Annotated in this window: 12 protein-coding genes and 2 pseudogenes; 8 read left to right on the top strand and 6 right to left on the bottom strand. The window is 26.1% G+C overall.

All coding sequences use genetic code 11. From position 1 onward, the window contains the following. A pseudogene (locus EPJ72_RS07855) lies at nt 1-491 on the top strand (integrase core domain-containing protein); the annotation flags it as partial. Nucleotides 492-593: 102 nt separating this feature from the next. Here the strand turns inward: EPJ72_RS07855 and EPJ72_RS07850 are convergent. Further along, nucleotides 594-1,109, bottom strand: coding sequence for a ferritin (locus EPJ72_RS07850; RefSeq protein WP_147731636.1), 516 nt, complete (start codon nt 1,107-1,109; stop codon nt 594-596). 240 nt (nt 1,110-1,349) lie between these two features. Here EPJ72_RS07850 and ilvD point away from each other — a divergent pair, with 240 nt between their 5' ends. The 6 genes from ilvD to EPJ72_RS07820 all read left to right on the top strand — a co-directional run bounded on the left by ilvD (nt 1,350) and on the right by EPJ72_RS07820 (nt 10,357). Beyond that, nucleotides 1,350-3,032: a dihydroxy-acid dehydratase gene (gene ilvD, locus EPJ72_RS07845; protein WP_147731635.1), complete on the top strand. Its 1,683-nt coding sequence runs from the start codon at nt 1,350-1,352 to the stop codon at nt 3,030-3,032. 424 nt (nt 3,033-3,456) lie between these two features. Continuing rightward, complete coding sequence (locus EPJ72_RS07840; protein WP_147731634.1) at nt 3,457-4,395, top strand: bile acid:sodium symporter family protein; 939 nt, start codon at nt 3,457-3,459, stop codon at nt 4,393-4,395. 119 nt (nt 4,396-4,514) lie between these two features. Next, the gene (locus EPJ72_RS07835; protein WP_147731633.1) at nt 4,515-5,618 is read left to right on the top strand and encodes an iron-containing alcohol dehydrogenase family protein; all 1,104 of its coding nucleotides are present in this window, start codon (nt 4,515-4,517) and stop codon (nt 5,616-5,618) included. Between the two features lie 3 nt (nt 5,619-5,621). Further along, nucleotides 5,622-6,560: a bile acid:sodium symporter family protein gene (locus EPJ72_RS07830; protein ID WP_147731632.1), complete on the top strand. Its 939-nt coding sequence runs from the start codon at nt 5,622-5,624 to the stop codon at nt 6,558-6,560. A 376-nt stretch (nt 6,561-6,936) separates the two neighbouring features. After that, nucleotides 6,937-8,016, top strand: a complete 1,080-nt coding sequence (locus EPJ72_RS07825; RefSeq protein ID WP_147731631.1) for a ribonucleotide-diphosphate reductase subunit beta — start codon at nt 6,937-6,939, stop codon at nt 8,014-8,016. A gap of 25 nt (nt 8,017-8,041) precedes the next feature. After that, nucleotides 8,042-10,357: a ribonucleoside-diphosphate reductase subunit alpha gene (locus EPJ72_RS07820; RefSeq protein ID WP_147731630.1), complete on the top strand. Its 2,316-nt coding sequence runs from the start codon at nt 8,042-8,044 to the stop codon at nt 10,355-10,357. 229 nt (nt 10,358-10,586) lie between these two features. On the opposite strand, the pseudogene EPJ72_RS07815 reads toward EPJ72_RS07820, so the two are convergent. From EPJ72_RS07815 to cas1, 5 genes and pseudogenes are all read right to left on the bottom strand, one after another. Beyond that, a pseudogene (locus EPJ72_RS07815) lies at nt 10,587-11,257 on the bottom strand (IS1595 family transposase). Nucleotides 11,258-11,308: 51 nt separating this feature from the next. After that, complete coding sequence (locus EPJ72_RS07810; protein ID WP_147731629.1) at nt 11,309-14,029, bottom strand: hypothetical protein; 2,721 nt, start codon at nt 14,027-14,029, stop codon at nt 11,309-11,311. 9 nt (nt 14,030-14,038) lie between these two features. After that, the gene (locus EPJ72_RS07805) at nt 14,039-17,140 is read right to left on the bottom strand and encodes a hypothetical protein (RefSeq protein ID WP_147731628.1); all 3,102 of its coding nucleotides are present in this window, start codon (nt 17,138-17,140) and stop codon (nt 14,039-14,041) included. Between the two features lie 70 nt (nt 17,141-17,210). Next, nucleotides 17,211-17,531 carry a CRISPR-associated endonuclease Cas2 gene (gene cas2 / locus EPJ72_RS07800; RefSeq protein ID WP_242004961.1) on the bottom strand — a complete coding sequence of 107 codons (321 nt, stop codon included), beginning with the start codon at nt 17,529-17,531 and terminating at the stop codon, nt 17,211-17,213. Further along, nucleotides 17,528-18,457 (bottom strand): type II CRISPR-associated endonuclease Cas1, encoded by a 930-nt coding sequence (cas1, locus tag EPJ72_RS07795; protein ID WP_147731627.1) that lies wholly within the window; start codon nt 18,455-18,457, stop codon nt 17,528-17,530. The genes cas2 and cas1 overlap by 4 nt, the downstream gene beginning before the upstream one ends. A 305-nt stretch (nt 18,458-18,762) precedes the next feature. Between cas1 and EPJ72_RS07790 the strand changes: the two genes are divergently transcribed. Then, nucleotides 18,763-19,165, top strand: a 403-nt coding sequence (locus EPJ72_RS07790) for a transposase (RefSeq protein WP_147731182.1), incomplete at its 3' end; no start/stop codon positions are given.

Below are 19,165 nucleotides of genomic sequence, written 5' to 3'. Positions count from 1 at the left end.
TAGGCAGAAAAACAGTTTATCAATTCACTGCTGTAGATTTAGCTACACGCTATAGTTGGAGGCAAATCTATGAGGATAAAACACCTTATAGTGCTTTATCTTTCTTAAAATATGTCTTAAAAACTTCGCCTTTTAAGATACAGGCTATACAAACGGACAATGGTATAGAATATACTTATCGCTGTATTAATACTCCTAAAATAAATATTTTTGATGAATACTGCTTAAAAAATAAATTAGAGAGGAGATATATTCCTATAGCAACACCAAGATACAATGGCGTAGTAGAAAGAGTACACGGCATAGACGAAAGAGAATTTTATTCACGATTAAATAAAAATATAACTGTAGAATTATTAAGAGAAAAATTAAAAGAATATACACATTTTTATAACAATCAAAGATTGATTTCTTCTTTATTGTATATTACAATCAAAGAAAGAATCAAAAATATTATAGCAAGTAAAAGTACAATATCTATGGCTCCATGACATAATAATTATTTTTATATTAATAAATTTAATAAATGCAATTTTTGATAAAAAAGAGTAGCCATTATTTTTTAAATAACAGCTACCCTAAACACTTATAATTTATGAATTATGCTCTTCTTTATCTAAATTCCCTATAAACTTGTCAAAAGTATGAAGATTTCTGCCCTCCAAATCACCTAAAATCTTTATTCTTTTAATAATGTCATTAAACAATTCCTCTTCTTCAAGCTGCTCCTCAACAAACCACTCTAAAAACTTTAATGTAACATAATCTTTATCATCCATTGCCTTACCTACTAATTTGTTAATACAATTAGTAATATACTCTTCATGCTTAATGACTTTTTCAAACAGCTCTGCAACAGAATTAAAATTACATTCGGGTGCTTTCATCTCTCCCATTATAGCCTGCCCTCCAGCTTTGTTAATATACTCTCTAAACTTCTCTAAATGCGTATGCTCTTCTGCCGAATGATTATATAAGAAGCTGCTGCATCCTTTAAGTCCCTGTTTTTCGCACCAGCCAGCCATATTAAAATAAAGATTTGCTGAATAATGCTCCTCGTTTAGATGTTCATTCAATAATTTTACTGTTTCTTCTTTAATTATAGGCATAATAGACTCCTTTTATTAGATATTATTAATATAATTTTAGATTATTCTAACATTTATTGCAAGTGTTTATATTATAAAAATATATAACAATTACAAAAATATATAATTTATTTTTAAAAAAAATTATATAATAAAAAATTACATAATAAATATAAAAAAATGCTTGATTTTTTATCATTCTACTAATAGAATATATACGTATATTTTTTAAAAACAATTTTATTAGATGGAGAAATAATTATGAGTTTTAGAGAAAATAGTTCTTTAAGAAGCGACAGAGTATTAAAGGGTGATGAAAGAGCACCAAACAGATCTTTATTCTACTCTATGGGTTATACTGATGAAGAATTAAAAAGACCTCTAATTGGAATTATTTCTGCATATAGTGAAATTGTACCTGGACATATACATCTTGATAAACTTTCTCAGGCTGTTAAGGCTGGAGTATTAATAGGTGGAGGCACTCCTATACTTATACCTGCAATAGGTGTGTGTGATGGAATAGCTATGGGACACTTGGGAATGAAATATTCACTTCCTTCAAGAGAGTTAATAGCTGATTCTGTTGAAAGCATGGTTATAGCACATGGATTAGATGGAGTTGTACTTGTTCCTAACTGCGATAAAATAGTTCCGGGTATGATAATGGGGCTTTTGAGAATGAATATACCTGGCATAGTAATAAGCGGGGGGGCTATGCTTCCGGGAGAGCATGGAGAAAACAAAGTAAGTTTATCAAATATATTTGAAGCTGTTGGAGCAAAAAAAGCTAATCTTATAAACGATGCTGAATTAGAAGAATATGCTCAGCATACATGCCCTAGCTGCGGTTCTTGTGCTGGTATGTATACTGCTAATAGCATGAATTGTCTTTCTGAGGCATTAGGTATAGCACTTCCTGGAAACGGCACAATACCTGCTGTTTATTCTGCTAGAACTTTACTTGCCAAAAAAGCTGGTATGCAGGTTATGGAATTATTAAAAAAAGACATAAAACCATTAGATATAATAACTACAGAATCTTTCAAAAATGCACTTGCAGTTGATATGGCGTTAGGCTGTTCTACAAATAGCGTACTTCACTTGCTTGCTATAGCTAATGAGGCAGGAATAGAATTAGACTTAAAAATCATAAATGAAGTAAGCGACCGCACCCCTAATCTTTGCCATTTAGCACCTGCTGGGCATAACTATATAGAGGATTTATATAAGGCTGGAGGAATACCTGCTGTTATGAAAGAGCTAGATAAGGGAGGATTTATAAATACTTCTCTTCTCACTGCTACAGGTAAAACAATAGCTGAAAATATAAAAGATGCTGTTAATAAAAACAATAATGTTTTAAGAAATATAGAAAACCCTTACAGTAAAACAGGAGGAATTGCAATACTTTGGGGCAACATTGCAAAAGACGGCTGCGTTGTTAAGCGTTCTGCAGTTGCTGATGAGATGCTTGTACACAAAGGACCTGCAAGAGTATTTGACAGCGAAGAAGAGGCAATAACTGCTATATATGCTGGAAAAATAAATAAAGGCGATGTTGTAGTTATAAGATATGAAGGACCTAAGGGAGGCCCTGGTATGCGTGAAATGTTAAACCCTACTTCTGCACTTGCTGGTATGAAGCTTGATAAAGATGTTGCCTTAATCACTGATGGAAGATTCTCTGGTGCTTCAAGAGGGGCTTCTATAGGGCACGTTTCACCAGAAGCTGCAAGCGGAGGCGAAATAGCCTTTATAAAAGAAAATGACATCATTAGTATAGACATTCCTAATCATAAAATCAATTTAGAAATCTCTGATGAAGAAATGGAAAAAAGAAGAAAAGAGACTCATATTAAACCTTTAGAAGAAATTAGAGGCTGGCTTGGAAGATATAGAAAACTTGTTCAGTCTGCTAATACTGGTGCTGTATTGAAATAATTTTTAATAAAGCGATGTTATGGGTATATAAAACCTATAACATCTAATAAGCACTAAAAATCTAAAAGTCAAAAATTACAGACTGCTTGAATATCTATCTTTTAAGCCAGGATAAAAATTGTTTAGTTTGTAGCTAATATAAGTTTAGACTAAATTTATTTTAAATAAAATTTTTTAAAGGAGTGAAATATGATTATTAGAAATTAATTTTATAAAGTAATAAACTTGTCTCAGAACTTATTGACATATTGATATACAAAAAATGCAGTCTTTTTGGTTCTTTGTGTCAACAAAAGAACTGGGGTTTGGGGCAAAGCCCCAATTATAAATTATAAAACACTAAATTAAAAACAGAGCAAATATTTATTAATTTAGTTTTACAACAAATCTAATATAAAAAATAAATAATAAAAAGGATATTAAAATGAAAACATTAAAACAAATAAGTAATTTCTTCGGTAAATATATGTCAGTTATAGTATTAGTAGTGGCAGCATTAGCTTTATTTTTCCCAAAATCTGTGAGCTTCATAAAAACTAGTTATGTTAACTATCTTCTTATGACTTCAATGTTCTGTATGGGTATAACATTAAAACTTGAAGATTTCAAAGTGTTATTTACAAGACCAAGAGATATAGTTATAGGAGCAATAGCACAATTTACTATAATGCCGCTATTAGCATTCTTACTTTCTTTAGCTTTTAGACTTCCTCCTGAACTTGCAATAGGGGTAATACTTGTAGGAACTTGCCCGGGCGGAATATCTTCTAACGTTATAACCTATTTGGCAAAAGGAGATGTGCCTTTGTCTGTGGGTATGACTTCTGTATCAACTATACTTGCTCCGCTTGCAACTCCGCTTCTTACCCTACTCTATGCTGGTGAGAAAATAGATGTTAATGCTATGAGCATGTTTATATCTATACTTCAAGTTGTAATAGCTCCTATAGTGTTAGGATTTGTGATAAATAAATTCTTTCACAAATTTGTTGAACATTTCAAAGATGTGCTTCCTTTAATATCTGTAGTAGCAGTTGTTGCAATAGTAGCTGCTGTAGTATCAGCAAACTCTCAAAGACTTATGCAGGTTGGTCATTTAGTAGTTATAGTGATAATAATACATAACACTTTAGGATATATGCTTGGATATTTATTAGGTAAGGTTTGCAAGTTCAATAATGCTAAATGTAAAACTATATCTATAGAAGTTGGTATGCAAAATGCAGGATTAGCTTCATCATTAGCATCAACACATTTTGCTTATATGGCACTTGCAGCAGTACCGGGTGCTATAGGAAGTGTGTGGCATTGTATATCAGGTTCAATAGTAGCAAACATAATGGCAGCAAGAACAAAAGAGTAAAATTATTATTAATAGATAAACTAAATTAAAAATTGTTTACAAGTTTATTTATTAGTTATTTTTGTTTATCTATTAAAAAAATAATTTATTTATAATTTTATAATAATAAAGGATAAAAAATGAGTTTAGAAAAATTATTTCTGCCAAATTTTAGTATAGGAAGCGATGCCTATAAAGATATATACGATATATGTTCTAACTATGGAAAAAAAGCTGTTATAATATCTGGTAAAAAATCTATTCAAGCATCTATAGAGTCAATATTAAATAATATAAAAGACATAGAGATAACAGGAATGTTTCATTATGGAGAAAAATCAACTTTTGAAAATATTGATTTACTTAAAGATAAGAAAGCAGTAATGGAAGCTGATATGATATTTGCAGTAGGAGGCGGAAGAGCATTAGACACATCAAAAGTTCTAGCACACACTATAAACAAACCTATATTTACATTTCCTACATTAGCTTCAAATTGTGCTGCCGTAACTGGTATTTCAGTTGTTCATAATAATGATGGAAGTTTTAAAAAAATGTTTAGTGAAAAAAGACCTCCTTTACATACATTTATAAATACTGATATTATATTAAACTCTCCCGAAAATTATTTTATAGCTGGTATAGGAAATGCATTATCTAAACAATATGAGGCATTATTTTCCACAAGAAATGAAAGTTTAAATTATAGAAATTTCTTAGGTATTGAAATAATAAAAAACTGTTCTAATGATATGTTAAAACATTATTCAGAAGCTATAAATGATTTTAGAAATAAAAAAACAACAGATACTTTAAAAAGAATAATACTTCATATAATATATACTACGGGATTAACATCTGTAATGGCGAAAGATGAGTATCATATATCTTTAGCACATGGCATGTATAGCGGGCTAACCAAAATAAAAAGGATAAGAGAAAAATTACTTCATGGTGAATTAGTATCATATGGAATATTATTGCTACTTACTATGGACAAACAATATGAGGCAAGAGAAAATGTTTTTAATTTTAATAAATCTATTTCTCTCCCAACATGTTTAAAAGATGTGGGTATAAATAAAGCAAGTTTAGATGATGAAGAGCTTAACATAGCATTAGATACAGCCCTTATGGGTAAAGATTTAAATATAAGTCCATATAAAGTCGATAAAAAAATGATATTAAAAGCTATCATTGATTTAGAAGAGTTCAATAATAAACAATATTTAAAAAAAGGATAAAAAATGAAAACATTAAAACAAATCAGTAATTTCTTTGGTAAGTATATGGCTATAATAGTATTAATAGTAGCAGCTATATCATTATTCTTTCCAAAGACAGTAAGCTTTATAAAAACAAGTTATGTTAACTATCTTCTTATGATAGTAATGTTTGGTATGGGACTTACATTAAAACTTGAAGATTTTAAAGTGGTGTTCACAAGACCAAAAGACATCATCATAGGTGCAATAGCACAATTTACAATAATGCCTTTGCTTGCATTTTTGCTTTCTATTGCTTTTAAACTTCCTCCAGAACTTGCTGTAGGGGTTATACTTGTAGGTACTTGTCCGGGAGGCACTTCATCAAATGTTATGACATATTTAGCTAAAGGTGATGTTGCTTTATCTGTGGGAATGACTTCTGTATCAACTATACTTGCCCCTTTTGCAACTCCTCTGCTCACTTTACTATATGCAGGACAAAAAGTTGATGTTAATGCTGTAAGTATGTTTATATCAATAGTTCAAGTTGTTATACTTCCTATATTCTTAGGTTTTATAATAAATAAATTCTTTTACAAGATTACAAACAGCATAAAAGAAATACTTCCATTAATATCAGTACTTGCAATTGTTGCAATAGTGACTGCTGTAGTATCTGCTAATTCTCAAAGACTAATGCAGGTTGGTTATTTAGTTATAATAGTAGTTGTACTTCATAATTGTTTAGGGTATTTGCTTGGATATGTACTTGCTAAATTATTTAGACTCAATAATGCTAAATGTAAAGCTGTATCAATAGAAGTGGGAATGCAAAACTCAGGACTTGCAACTTCTTTAGCAGCAACCCACTTTGCATCAATGGCACTTGCAACAGTACCGGGAGCAATATTCAGCGTATGGCATAATATATCAGGCTCTATTGTAGCTAATATAATGGCCTCAAAAATAAAAGATTAAATAAAAAATAATAATGAACTTGAATATTATTTCATTTAAGTTCATTATTATTTATATTTTCAATTACTAAACTTTAATTAATTCTATATTGCTAATAAATATAACAAGTATTATAAATTTTATAAAAAGCTATCATATATTTTTATTAATAGCTAAAATTATTTCTCTAAGCAGTATTTTTTTTATAACAAAATATATTAAATCACATATAAAAACATATTCTATTATTTGTAAATATAACAAAAAAACAATTTTATTTTTTAAAAACTTCAATTTTTTTAGCATAATTTCATATAAATTTATAAAAAATGAATTTGACAATTTTTTAAGTAAAATTATAATAAAACAACAACAAATATAAGTAGGGTGTAGATTAATGAAAGTAATAGACATAGAAAAAAAGCCTAATCTTGAAAATGAAAGAATATTTTTTGGAGATTTTGGGCACTATATAAGAATAGATTCTGTAAGCCATGAAATCGCAAGAAAATTGAAAGAGGCTAGTGAAGGAAACACATGGTTTTCAAAAGAAGTTGACTATAAATCTGATAAAACAAGATTTTCTTCTCTTCCAGAAGATGCTCAAAGGGCTTTTAAGCTTAATATAGCATATCAAACTCTAATGGACAGCGGTGTTACAAGCGGTTTTTCATCAATATTAAACAGAATAGTTACAAGTTCTATATGGTCTATTCTTTATTCAAGGATAGCTATAGAGGAAGTTATACATGCTGAAAGCTATTCTTACGGACTTTCTGAAGTTTTTGGGCATTTGGCTACTGAAACTTTAGATTTGGTTTATAATGATGAGTTTGTAAAGCATAGAATGGAAAAAGAAGTTGAGCTTTTTGCTTGTGTTGATGATTTATGTAATATTGATACTAGCACTTCAAACCTTGAAGAGAAAAAGAAGGCTGTATTAAAACTTATAACTGGTATATATTTACTTGAAAGTGTAAAATTTCCATTTTCATTTTTAGTAACATTTACAATCAATAATAGCTATAATGATGCTATTACAGGATTTACAAAAACTATTAAACTAATTGCACATGATGAGCTTAATACACATGTACCAACTGGTAAAAATGTTATAGGAATATTAAGAAAAGACGCTAATCAAGGATTTAAAGATTTATTTGACAGTGGCTGGTATAATGACATGGCTAAAGAAATGACTGAGTTTACTGTTAATGAAGAGATAAAATGGGCAAAATATTTATTTGACGGCAAAGAAGTTGCTGGTATAAACTCTTCTGTAAGTGAACATTTTATTAAATATTGGGCTGGTGTAAGATTAAAAGATTTGGGAGTAGATACAGAATATTTAAAAGAACCTAAATCTGATATTATAGATTGGTTTAATGCATACAGAGATATCAATAAACAAAATGCAGCACTTCAAGAGACAACAAATACCTCATATCAAAAAGGTGCATTAAAAAACGATTTATAATATATAGTTATAGGGTTAATTTATTATGATAGAACTTACCAAATACAAAAAGCATATTATTATCAAAAGAGATGGCAGAGAAGAACCATTTAACGAAGAAAAATTAAAAAAAGTTATTAACTGGGCTACAGAGGGAAAAGAAGGCTTTACTAATGCATTACTAGAAGGACTAAACATCAAAATAAACGATAGAATGAAAATAGAAGTTCTATATGATGAGCTAATAAATACAGCAGTAAATAAAATAAGTCCGCTCTACCCTTCTTATGATACTATAGCAGAAAAATTGTATCTTATGAAGATATATAAAGAAACCTGCAAATTAAAAAAGACAGGAAGCTATCCGCATATAAAAACTTTCTTAAAAAAAGGAGTTAAACATAAAGTATACGATAAAAATATAGTATCATTATTTTCAGATAAAGAGCTTGATAAAATTAACTCTATGATAGTTCCAGATAGGGATTTACTCTTTACATATAAAGGACTTGCTATATTTTATAGAAAGTACTGTAAAAACATAGGAAGCAAAAAGCTAGAACTTCCGCAAATAACATATATGGTTGCTGCTATGTTTTCTTTTTATGATGATTTTTATAAGGGAGCTAATAAAGATATAGTTGAAAAAACTAAAAGTGATAGATTAAAGTATATAAAAAGAACTTATGATATGCTCTCTAAACATGAAGTAACATTTGCAACACCAAGAATAGCAAACAGTATGTCTATAAGAGCACAGCTTGCAAGCTGTATATTAAACACTCCAGACGATGATACTTGGAGTTTAAATCAAACTGATGGAAATATGGCATTATATTCAAAGTTTTCCGGCGGTATAGCTTATGATGCATCATATATAAGGGCTTCAGGCTCTACTATACAAAGCAATAGAGGGCGTTCTGATGGACCTGTGCCTTTTATTAAAAGAACAGAGCAGACAATATCCTCATTCAATCAGGGTGGGGTGAGAAAAGGGGCTTGTGTTGTTACTTTCCCTTGGTGGCATTTAGATGTATTAGACCTTATTATGCTTAAAGATGCGGGAGGTACTGAAGATACTAGGGCTAGAAAATTAGTTTACTCTATTAGAATAAGCAATATATTAAGAGAACGTGTTAATAAAGATGAATATATTACATTATTTGACCCTAAAGAAACTCCGCTACTTAATGAAGAGTTTGGAGAAAAATTTAATGTAGCTTATATATATTATGAAAGTAAATCTTCTATTAGAAAAAAGAGAGTTAAAGCAAAGGATTTACTATTTCAAATATTAAAAGTAAGACAGGAAACAGGAAACTTATATCTTACATTTGTAGATAATATTAACGAACAGAATATGGTTAATAAATTTGTAGGGGCTTCTAATCTTTGTCAGGAGATAGTTATTCCTTCTTTCCCTTCAAAAATAATAGAAGAGAAATATGTTGTTAATGAAGATGGAAGTTATGAGATAATGCAAAGAAAGAAAAGCGGTGAGATTGGTATATGTAACTTGGTGTCTGTAAACTTAATGTCTTGGGCTAATTTTAGCGAAGAGAAGAAAAAATCATTTTGCTACACTCTTTTAAGGGGATGTGATAATATTATAGACAGTCAGTTTTATCCTGTAAAAGAAGGGGAGATTGCAAATAAGAAAAACAGACCTATTGGTATAGGGGTTATTAATTATGCCAATTTATTAGCATCAAACAAATTAAGATATACTGATAAAGAGGCATTAGAATTTACAAATAAAATATTTGAAGATTTGTATTATCATATATATGAAGCTTCTAATATATTAGCAAAAGAGAGAGGTCCTTACAAAACATTTAATGAATCTAAATGGAGAGAAGGAAAAACTCCTGTTCATATTTCGCTTTTAAGTAAAAATTCTAATTTGAAATTTGATATAGATATGGAGAAATGGGACAAGCTTGCAGAGAATATAAAAAATTATGGAGTTAGATTTTCATTCCATGGAGCAATAGCACCAACTGCTACTTCTGGAAAAAGTGTATCTGCAACAGAGAGTATAGAGCCTATAGTAGATTTATTTTTCGTAGAAGAAGGAATACAAACTCTTCCGAGCTTAGCACCAAATTTGAAAAAAAATAGAGAATATTATGAAAGATGTTGGGATATACCAGCAAAGACTATAATAGAACTTGCTGCCATAAGACAAAGATATATAGACCAATCACAATCTCTAAATCTTTATTATGTAAAACCAGATTCTGCAAAAGAGCTATGGGACGATATTCAGTATGCTATGGATTTAGGACTTAAAACACTTTATTATATGAAAACACCTAAATCTAATTTTGAACTTGAAGAAGTTTGTGAATCTTGTACTTAATAATTATAATAATGTATTGTTTATCAATACATTTATTGTTAAATCTAAATTGACATTCCTTAATAAATAGAATGGTGAATATTATATCCAATAGAAATAAAAAATAATAAAATATATTTCTACGAGTCCATAAATAGAAGCGAATACTTACTTGCAATATATTATATAGATTAAGAAAATCATTTTGATTCAGCTTATATCATAAAAAATTAGGGGCTGTCCTAGATAACTAAAAAAGCTCCTTTTTTGCTAAATTATATACTATTTTTAATTGTTTTTCAACTGTTGAAGTATTAAAGCGAACTTGACATTCTTTAATAAATAAATGAAAATGATCCTTTGGAATTCCATTAAATTTACGAAGATGTCTTTTCGCTTGATTGAAAAAATTCTCTATACCATTAATATGGTTCTTTTCTTCAGCAAACTTTTCACTATGATTAATTCTAAAATGTTTAAATTCTGATACATCTAAAATATCATAACTATGATAAGAATCTGAATAAACGATGCTGTCTGGTTGTACTTTTTCTCTTATTATTGGCAATAAAGTGCTCATTTTCGTATTATTTATCATTTTTACATATACTTTTCCGCCTCTTTTTAACAAACCAAAAACTGGGATTTTATTTTTTGAGCCTTCCTCTTTTTCGTTTTCCCCCAAAATAACTTTACGAAGTACACCCTTGTGGTGCCGTCTGCTTCTATTTCACCATTAAAAATTTCATCTTCTTTTTTTATTTCATACTCAAAAATTAATTCTCTTAATCTTAAAAAATAATAAGAAGCTGTAGTTTTATTAACTCCAACCAAAACAGAGGCTGTTCGAGCTGTAGTTCCTGCAATAAAATGCTCTATTAATTTTAATTGTTTATCTTTACTTAATTTAGTGCGTTTCATACTTAAATTTTAACAAATTTAAGTTATCTAGGATAGCCCCAAAAATTAATATTACATATATAATTTATTTCTAATCTTTAATGCCCATTCTTTTTTATCTGTATAAAAATTAAAATTATCAATAAAATCAATAAATACTTTTTTATAATATTCCGACTCTTCACTCAAATATTTCATTATTTTTACAGAATTATCTATATTACCATTATTATTCATTAATATTTCTATCATATAAATAGATAACTTTCTAAGATTGTCAAAATAACCTTCTTTATTATTAAGAAACTTAAAACATTTTTTAAGATATCCTTTATTAAGGTTTTTATTCCTATAGTATAATAAATTATATTCTTTTAATATATCTACTGTTTCATCTTCTAATTTATCAGTTTTATAAAGAATACCAGATTCATTTTTGATAAGTATTTTTGATAATTCATTAGATTTTTCAGTATTAAAAGTATTACAATATTTTAAAAGTCTTATAACAAAAAAATCATAATTTTTATCTTTATTGCTGCTATTTAAATTAGCAATTACCTTATCAAAAATATCTTTATCAGTTTTTTCTTTTAGTAATAAATCCAAATATTTATTTAATATTTCAAAAAAATGATCCTCTTTTTTCCAAATAATATACAAATTCATTAAATAACTATACTCTCTAATAATTTCATTATTATCATAGCTTAAATATTCTATAGATTTAAATAATGCTTTTTCAGCTAATTTTAAATTTTCTTCATCATTAGTAATATAATAATTATAAGTATATGATTGCCCTAAAATTCCATATAACTTACCTAATTCTGTTCTAAATAAATTAGCATTTTCTGATTCTAACATCTCTATATTAGTAAGTACATTTATAGATGAATTAAAATCATATACATGCCATAAAGAAACATATTTAAGCATATCAAATAATATGACTCTATCTCTAAATTCATAAATAGAAGAAATATCATCTATATAATTCTCATTTTCCTTAACAATTTTATAAGCACATATATGATTTTCAGAATGATTAAATACTGCTAACTTCTCTGTATTAATCATGAATATTAAAGCTTTTTTTATTTTCTCATTATAATCAATATTATCATATAATTGAATTTCTTTGATAAACTCTATAAGACTATCATATGTAAATAAAATATCCTTGTAATTCTTAATAGAATTGGATTCATATTCTATTTTTTCCAAAAGAGATTTTAATCCGGCAATAATATACCTGCCTCTTTTTCCATGTGAATCATTTTTTGAGAAGTTTAATATTTTATCAACATAAACTTGAGCATGATCTTTTTTATAATAACCTATATCATAATAAGATACTACCTTTTTATAGAAAATATATTTATCAAGTATAGAATAATAATCTCTTTTAATGAAATAAAAATCAATATCGTCATGAAAAGAACTATATTCTATCTCTTTATAAACCATATCTTTAAATCTATTATATAATTTTTTATCATCGCTCTCTTTTAATTCTAAAGAATTTTCATCTTCAATCATTTCATCATGATGATAAAATAAATTACAAAAATAATCAGCAAATACTAAATCAGCTTCTTTTGATGCCTGGGTAAGATCAAGAACTTCATAATCTATATTGCTGCTTGAAATACCATATTTGATACTTAATTTCTCTATTACCTCTTTTACATATGGTTCTATATCTATTTTTTCCATATATCTGCTGTTATCAGTATATTGATTTTTTTGATTTTCAAATTCTTGAAGAATATTGCTACTATTTTGAAATTTATTCAAAAAATATACAATATCTTTATATTTATATGTTATAGTTTTATATTTATCTTTATAAGTTCTAGCAGCTATTTTTATATTTAATTTTATTTTTTGTTTATATAAATCAATAATTCTATTATCTTCTATAATTTGATTAATGGTTTTAACAATCAAATTTGATACTAAATCAACATAATATTTTCTTGTAAACTCTACATTGGAAGGCTTTTCTTCATATATACATATAAATTTAGCATCATTCTCTTTTAAAAAATTAAAAGCATCAGTTGTTATTATTCCTTTTTTATCTTTATCTATTTTATTTCTATGATAAATCTTTCTAAATTTTCTAAATTTTTCATCATAGTAATATTTATTATCTTCTGTAAAATACTTCTTTTCCAAATCTTCAAGTTTTAAAGAACATTTTTCATACCATACTTTATGTTCAATATTTTTTACATAATAACCGCCTACAGCAAAAATTTTTTCATTAGGATTATCTAAATTACCAGTTTCATCAATATATATATTATAGAATAATGTATTGTCATCCATTATTAATTTTGTTAAATTAATATTAAACAATTTATCTGATATTTCTTCAACTATATCTGCTTTTTTTATAAAATCATTAACTTTATTTTTATCAGCATATTCGTTTATAAAATTAAGAATATATAGAAATGGAAGCCTTGAATTATACGCTTCCACCACATTAAAATTAGCATTTAACACCTTAACACTATATTTTTGCAAATCACTTCCTGATTGAAATGATTTTTGTATTAATTTCAAATTATTAAAAAAAATATCATATAAAGATTTATCAAAATTACTAATTTTTAGTTCATTATTTTCTATATTTATACCACTAAAAAAATTTTTAATATTTGTATTGCTACAATTATTTATAGCTTCTTTAAAAAGAATATTAAATGTTATTTTATTTTCATCTGAAAAACAATTATATACATCTACAAAATAAACAGCATTACGATTTTGATTAAGCATAATATAAAATCACCTATTTTTTTTATTGCTATAAACAGTTTCTAAAGATTTCTCCAAAGTTCTCTTCATAGAATCATCTAATACATCTATAGCCTTATTATAATCAAGATCAGAACTTTCATCAAATAATCTTCCATGAGCCAGCATATTTCTAACATTTGTTATTCTAATATCAAGAGCGGAATTATTTTTATGATTATCTACAAGCTTATGATTATCTACAAGCTTTATTTTATTAATATTATTATTATGAAATTTAACTAATGTAGTAAAATTAAAATATCCTTCATCTTCCATATATTGATTTATTTCATGTTCAGTCAATCCTATATTATACATAGTATATATAATATCAGATTCCATATTACAAATAAAATATAATAGCTCTTTTTGTGCCCATACTAAAACTTTTACTATATCTTTTACGTTATTAGCATTTAAAACATTTTTATGCAATTCTTCTGAAAGTTTAGGACATTTATATTTTAATACACTATGAGAAGAAATAGTATAATATGCTTTTAAAGCACTATCCAAGCATTTTTGCAAATCTTCTTTATTATTAATTCTTCCTTCTTCTTTTATTCTTGAAACATCAAATAACCAATTCAAAGCAGAACGTACATCTTTTTTCATATATTCTTTTATATTAATTTTAATAAGAGGATTCAAATCCCAAACTAAATTAAATTTTAACGGGCTATTATCTTTTTTATCTTCATAACTTTCCAATTTGAAATAAGATAGTTTATCTTTACTTATCATATTTACATATTTTAAAGATATATAAGATAATATAAGCTCTTCAGTTATTATATTTCTAATCTCTTTATTTCTATATTTATTTATTTTATCATTTTTAATATATTCATAATATATATCCACAATAGGCGGCATAGTAATATGTTCATTTTTAAAAACATTTACCAATATATCAAATAAATCAGCATTTTTTTCAATTATATTAAATTTATTTTTAATTTCATTCCATTTAAGAATATTAGTAATATTTTCATTTTTCTCATTACAAGGAAGAAAAGCGAATTTAGTCCAAGTTTTAAAAGACAAATTAGTATATTTCTTATCTCTTTTTTTATTAGAAGAAGTAAATAAATTAAATGACTGACTAAGCATTTCAGATAAAGTATCGCATTTTAAAAGATTTTTCACTTCATCAGAAACATTACGTGTGTCCACTCCATATTTATGCATAATAGCAATAGCGTCATCATATATATTTCCTGTTCTATTATCCAATACATATAAAGTTCTAATAAATTCCTGAAAGAATGCTATACTGTCTCTATTATGCAAATGTTTATCTTTCATGGCTTTTCTTCTTATCACTTTAATTACAAAAGAAGCCTGCTTATGCCTGTTCCAATTTACACTTTTTTCTTTAAGATCATCAGATAAAGTTTTATTATTAGTATTTTCTCTAGTATTAGATCTTGCAGTATAACTATTTGAAGCAGTATTTTTAAGTTTTTTAAAATCTAAACCTCCTGTAATTAAAATAGAAGTTATCAAAGCTCTTAAATTATATCTATTTAAACTATACTTATCTGCATTTGCTTTATTATATAGTATTTTATAAATAGAATTTAATCCATTTTTGGAAGGCTTAACTTTTTTTCTGGCGTCAAATAATATATCATCATTAGGCTCAAGCCATATAATAGCATTTCCTGATATACTCCAAGTCTCATTACCAAATTCATTATAATACTTTGAAGATAAAAACTCGCAAGCCTCTCTAATAAAAATATCATCATTTCTGAATACATTGGTTAATGTAGGTACTATTTTTTTATAATCCTTTTCTAAATCATGGACTGTTTGTTTCTGCAATTTTGAAACTCCGAGTTTACTATTATACTCATCAATATTTTTATTATTTTCAATTATACCTTCTATTCTATTTTTATTAGCATCTGCTATTTTCTTTGCTTTGAACTCTCTTACTAAATCTTCAAATTCTTCAATTTTAGGAAAACTATTTCTGTAGCTGTAAAATCTTAAAATCTTTTTATAATTTGAAAATTGATCATCAATGGTTTTATTATTATTAATATCAAAGTAATCCAACTTCTTAATAAGTCTTTTTCCTGTATTAGCTGTTTCTCTATTAATTTCATCTCTTTTTTCTAATTGTTTTAAATACAACTCATCATCTTCTAAAGAAATACCGGGAACAAAAGTTTTATACCCACCCCTTAAAGAGAATGAAAGTATAAACTCTTCAATAAACCTTTTTCTTTTAATTAAATCTAAAAGTTCTTTTATATATTTACTTTCTGTAAACATAGCCAATATTGATAAAGCATATATAAAAGGAACATTTGCAAAATTTTCTTTCATATTGTCAGCTTTCATTTCTAATATTTTGTTTATATATGCATTTTTAACATCAAATTTCTCAGAAGAAAGTTTATCAGTTTCATTTTTATTTTTTTCTTTTAACATATCTTTTTGTTTATTATTAGACTGCAAATCAGCTTCTATGCAAAGCATAAGAAATGTAAAAAGCTCTCCGTAAAAATTATTGAACTTGCATCTTGAGAAAGTATCTGTTTTTACATTTTTATGCATCATTATATTTCTAAAATCTCTTAAAAATATGGAAGCATCTTTAAAAGCATTATCTATTTTTTCTTCTAAAACTTTCTGAATAATAAATACATTATCTTCTTTAATAAATCTTTCTTTATACTCGAAAGGCAGTTTTTCAAATTTATTTTTTATAATGATAGAAAAATCTCTTTTGAGATGTGCATTTTTATCTTCAAACTGTTTATTTTCAACAATAAAAGTAAGTAAAGGTATTAAAAGTTTTTTAATTTTATTTTTATCTCTGTTTTTAGTTTTAATTTTATCTTTTTCTTTTTCAGGCATATTTTTATCTATATTTTCAGTTAAAAAATATGATAAATAATATATCTCATCTTTTCTATTTTTATTATTAAAGTTTCTATTTTGATTATTATGTGTCATATTTTTATTTTCCTTTTTTGCATTATCATTAGAAAATGAATTAGCAAATGGGTTATATGTCTGTGATTCTGGCGTATATGTATTTCTTTTTTTTTCATTATTATATTTTTTAGACATAGAAAAATCCTTATTAAGTACATATAAGTATACAGTATATAAATAAAAATAATAAAATCAATATTATAAACTATAAATATATAATTTTGGAAGAATTTTTATAGTTTTTATCTATATTTATAAAATGAGAATTAGTTTTTACTAACTCTTTTATATTATCATACTGCTCTTTATTTATTATAATAGTTTTTACAGATCCTTCTTTAGGGGTATGTTTTTCTATTCTATTAATATGTTTTTCTAAAAGAGCATAATTTTTTGATATTCTTACATACACAGAAAACTGCATCATAAAAAATCCATCTTTTAATAAATATTTTCTAAATAAATAAGCCTCTCTTTTTTGTTTTTTAGTTTTAACAGGCAAATCAAAAAATACAATCAATATCAAATATCCTGCCTCCAATCATTAGGGTATAAAAATATGTTGTAATCATTATTGGTAATAGATTTCAATAATGAGGCAATTAATATTTTGCATGCAGAAGATAATGCAAACCATTTATTATTTATATAAACTTCATAGAAATAAATTTTATGCATTTCTTTTCTCATATTAGAATCAAGTCTTGAAAATTTTAAATTAATTAACTGTTCTTTGAACTTATACACATGATAATCAATTATAGGTCTGAAAGGCTCTATAATATCATCAGCCAAATTGAAAGGATTTGTTTTTGATTTATGAAATATTCCGAGATATGGTATAAATCCAGAAGCAATGATATATTTAATAATGACAGAGCGTACAATGGAATAAGTATAATTTAAAGCAGCATTGACAGCATAAATTTTTTTAGATTTAAAATCCTGCCTATAAAATTTAAAATCATCATTTGAAAATAATTCTTTAAAATAAAGAGATGCAGCAATTGCCTCCATATTTTGTATATTAGAGTATTTTATTTTTTTAGAAAACTCCATTAAAGCATCATATTTATTTAATGAATATTTTTTAAGACATAAAGCCTGATTTATAATTTTCTGCTGTATTATAGTTTTATAGAGCTGTTTTTTTAATATAGGCGATATTTGCATCTGTTTTTCTAAAGTATCTAATTTTCTATATTGATTCCAATAAGAAAAAAGAATACCGCTTACTTCATGACTTTTATTTACAGTCATTAATAATATATTCATTTCAGCTAATTTATTCATTAATGGATGAGTTATTATAATTTGCCTGTTATCAAGTATAATATAATCAATATCTTCTAAAGGTATAGATTCAGTATATTTTTTATTTGTAAAAACGAGCTGTTCATTTTTTGTAGATAATTTACCTTCATTTTCAATTATTACAATTCTCCAAGCCATATAAAGATATTATCATTTAATGGAAAAATATTCAATATTTTTTTAAAAAAATTGCAAAAACAATGTGTTATATATATAAAATTTAAATTTTTTTTAAAAAAATCAAAATTTAAGATGTGATAAAATTGTATAATAAAATAAAAAATAATTACAATAAATAACTATATCAATAAACATTTATAATTATTCAACAAAAAATACATAAAATGTTTAGGAGTATGAGATATTGGACATTTTTTAGTATAAAAAAAGCAGTATCCTTGTTATAATATTTTGAACATAAAACAAATAAAAAGGATGCTACTATGAAAAGAGATTATAGCACAGAATTTAAATTATTTATAGTGGATGAAGCATTAGAAACTAAAAATATTAAAAGATTTCTAAAGATAGAAGAAATACCCAAATCTACTTTTTATGCTTGGCTTAAAAAATATAAAGACACTGGAACTGTCGCTAATTTTAGTACTAAGCCAAAAACTTCTCCAAATATCTTTAATAATCAAAAAGCTATTAATTTAATTATTGAACTCTATACTAAAGAATATCGAGGTAAGCATTATATTAAAGCATATTTGAACCGTGAAGGCATTAAGATAGGGGTTACAGCTATAGAGAATGTACTAAAAAGAAATAATCTTTGGAGATATAAAACAAAAAAGAAAAAGAAGCGATATGATAAGCGTAAATTTGTCTCTAAAATACAAA

The organism is Brachyspira pilosicoli, from assembly GCF_008016535.1.
GTDB lineage: Bacteria > Spirochaetota > Brachyspiria > Brachyspirales > Brachyspiraceae > Brachyspira > Brachyspira pilosicoli_A.
This window is presented reverse-complemented; position numbering and strand designations above follow the sequence as displayed.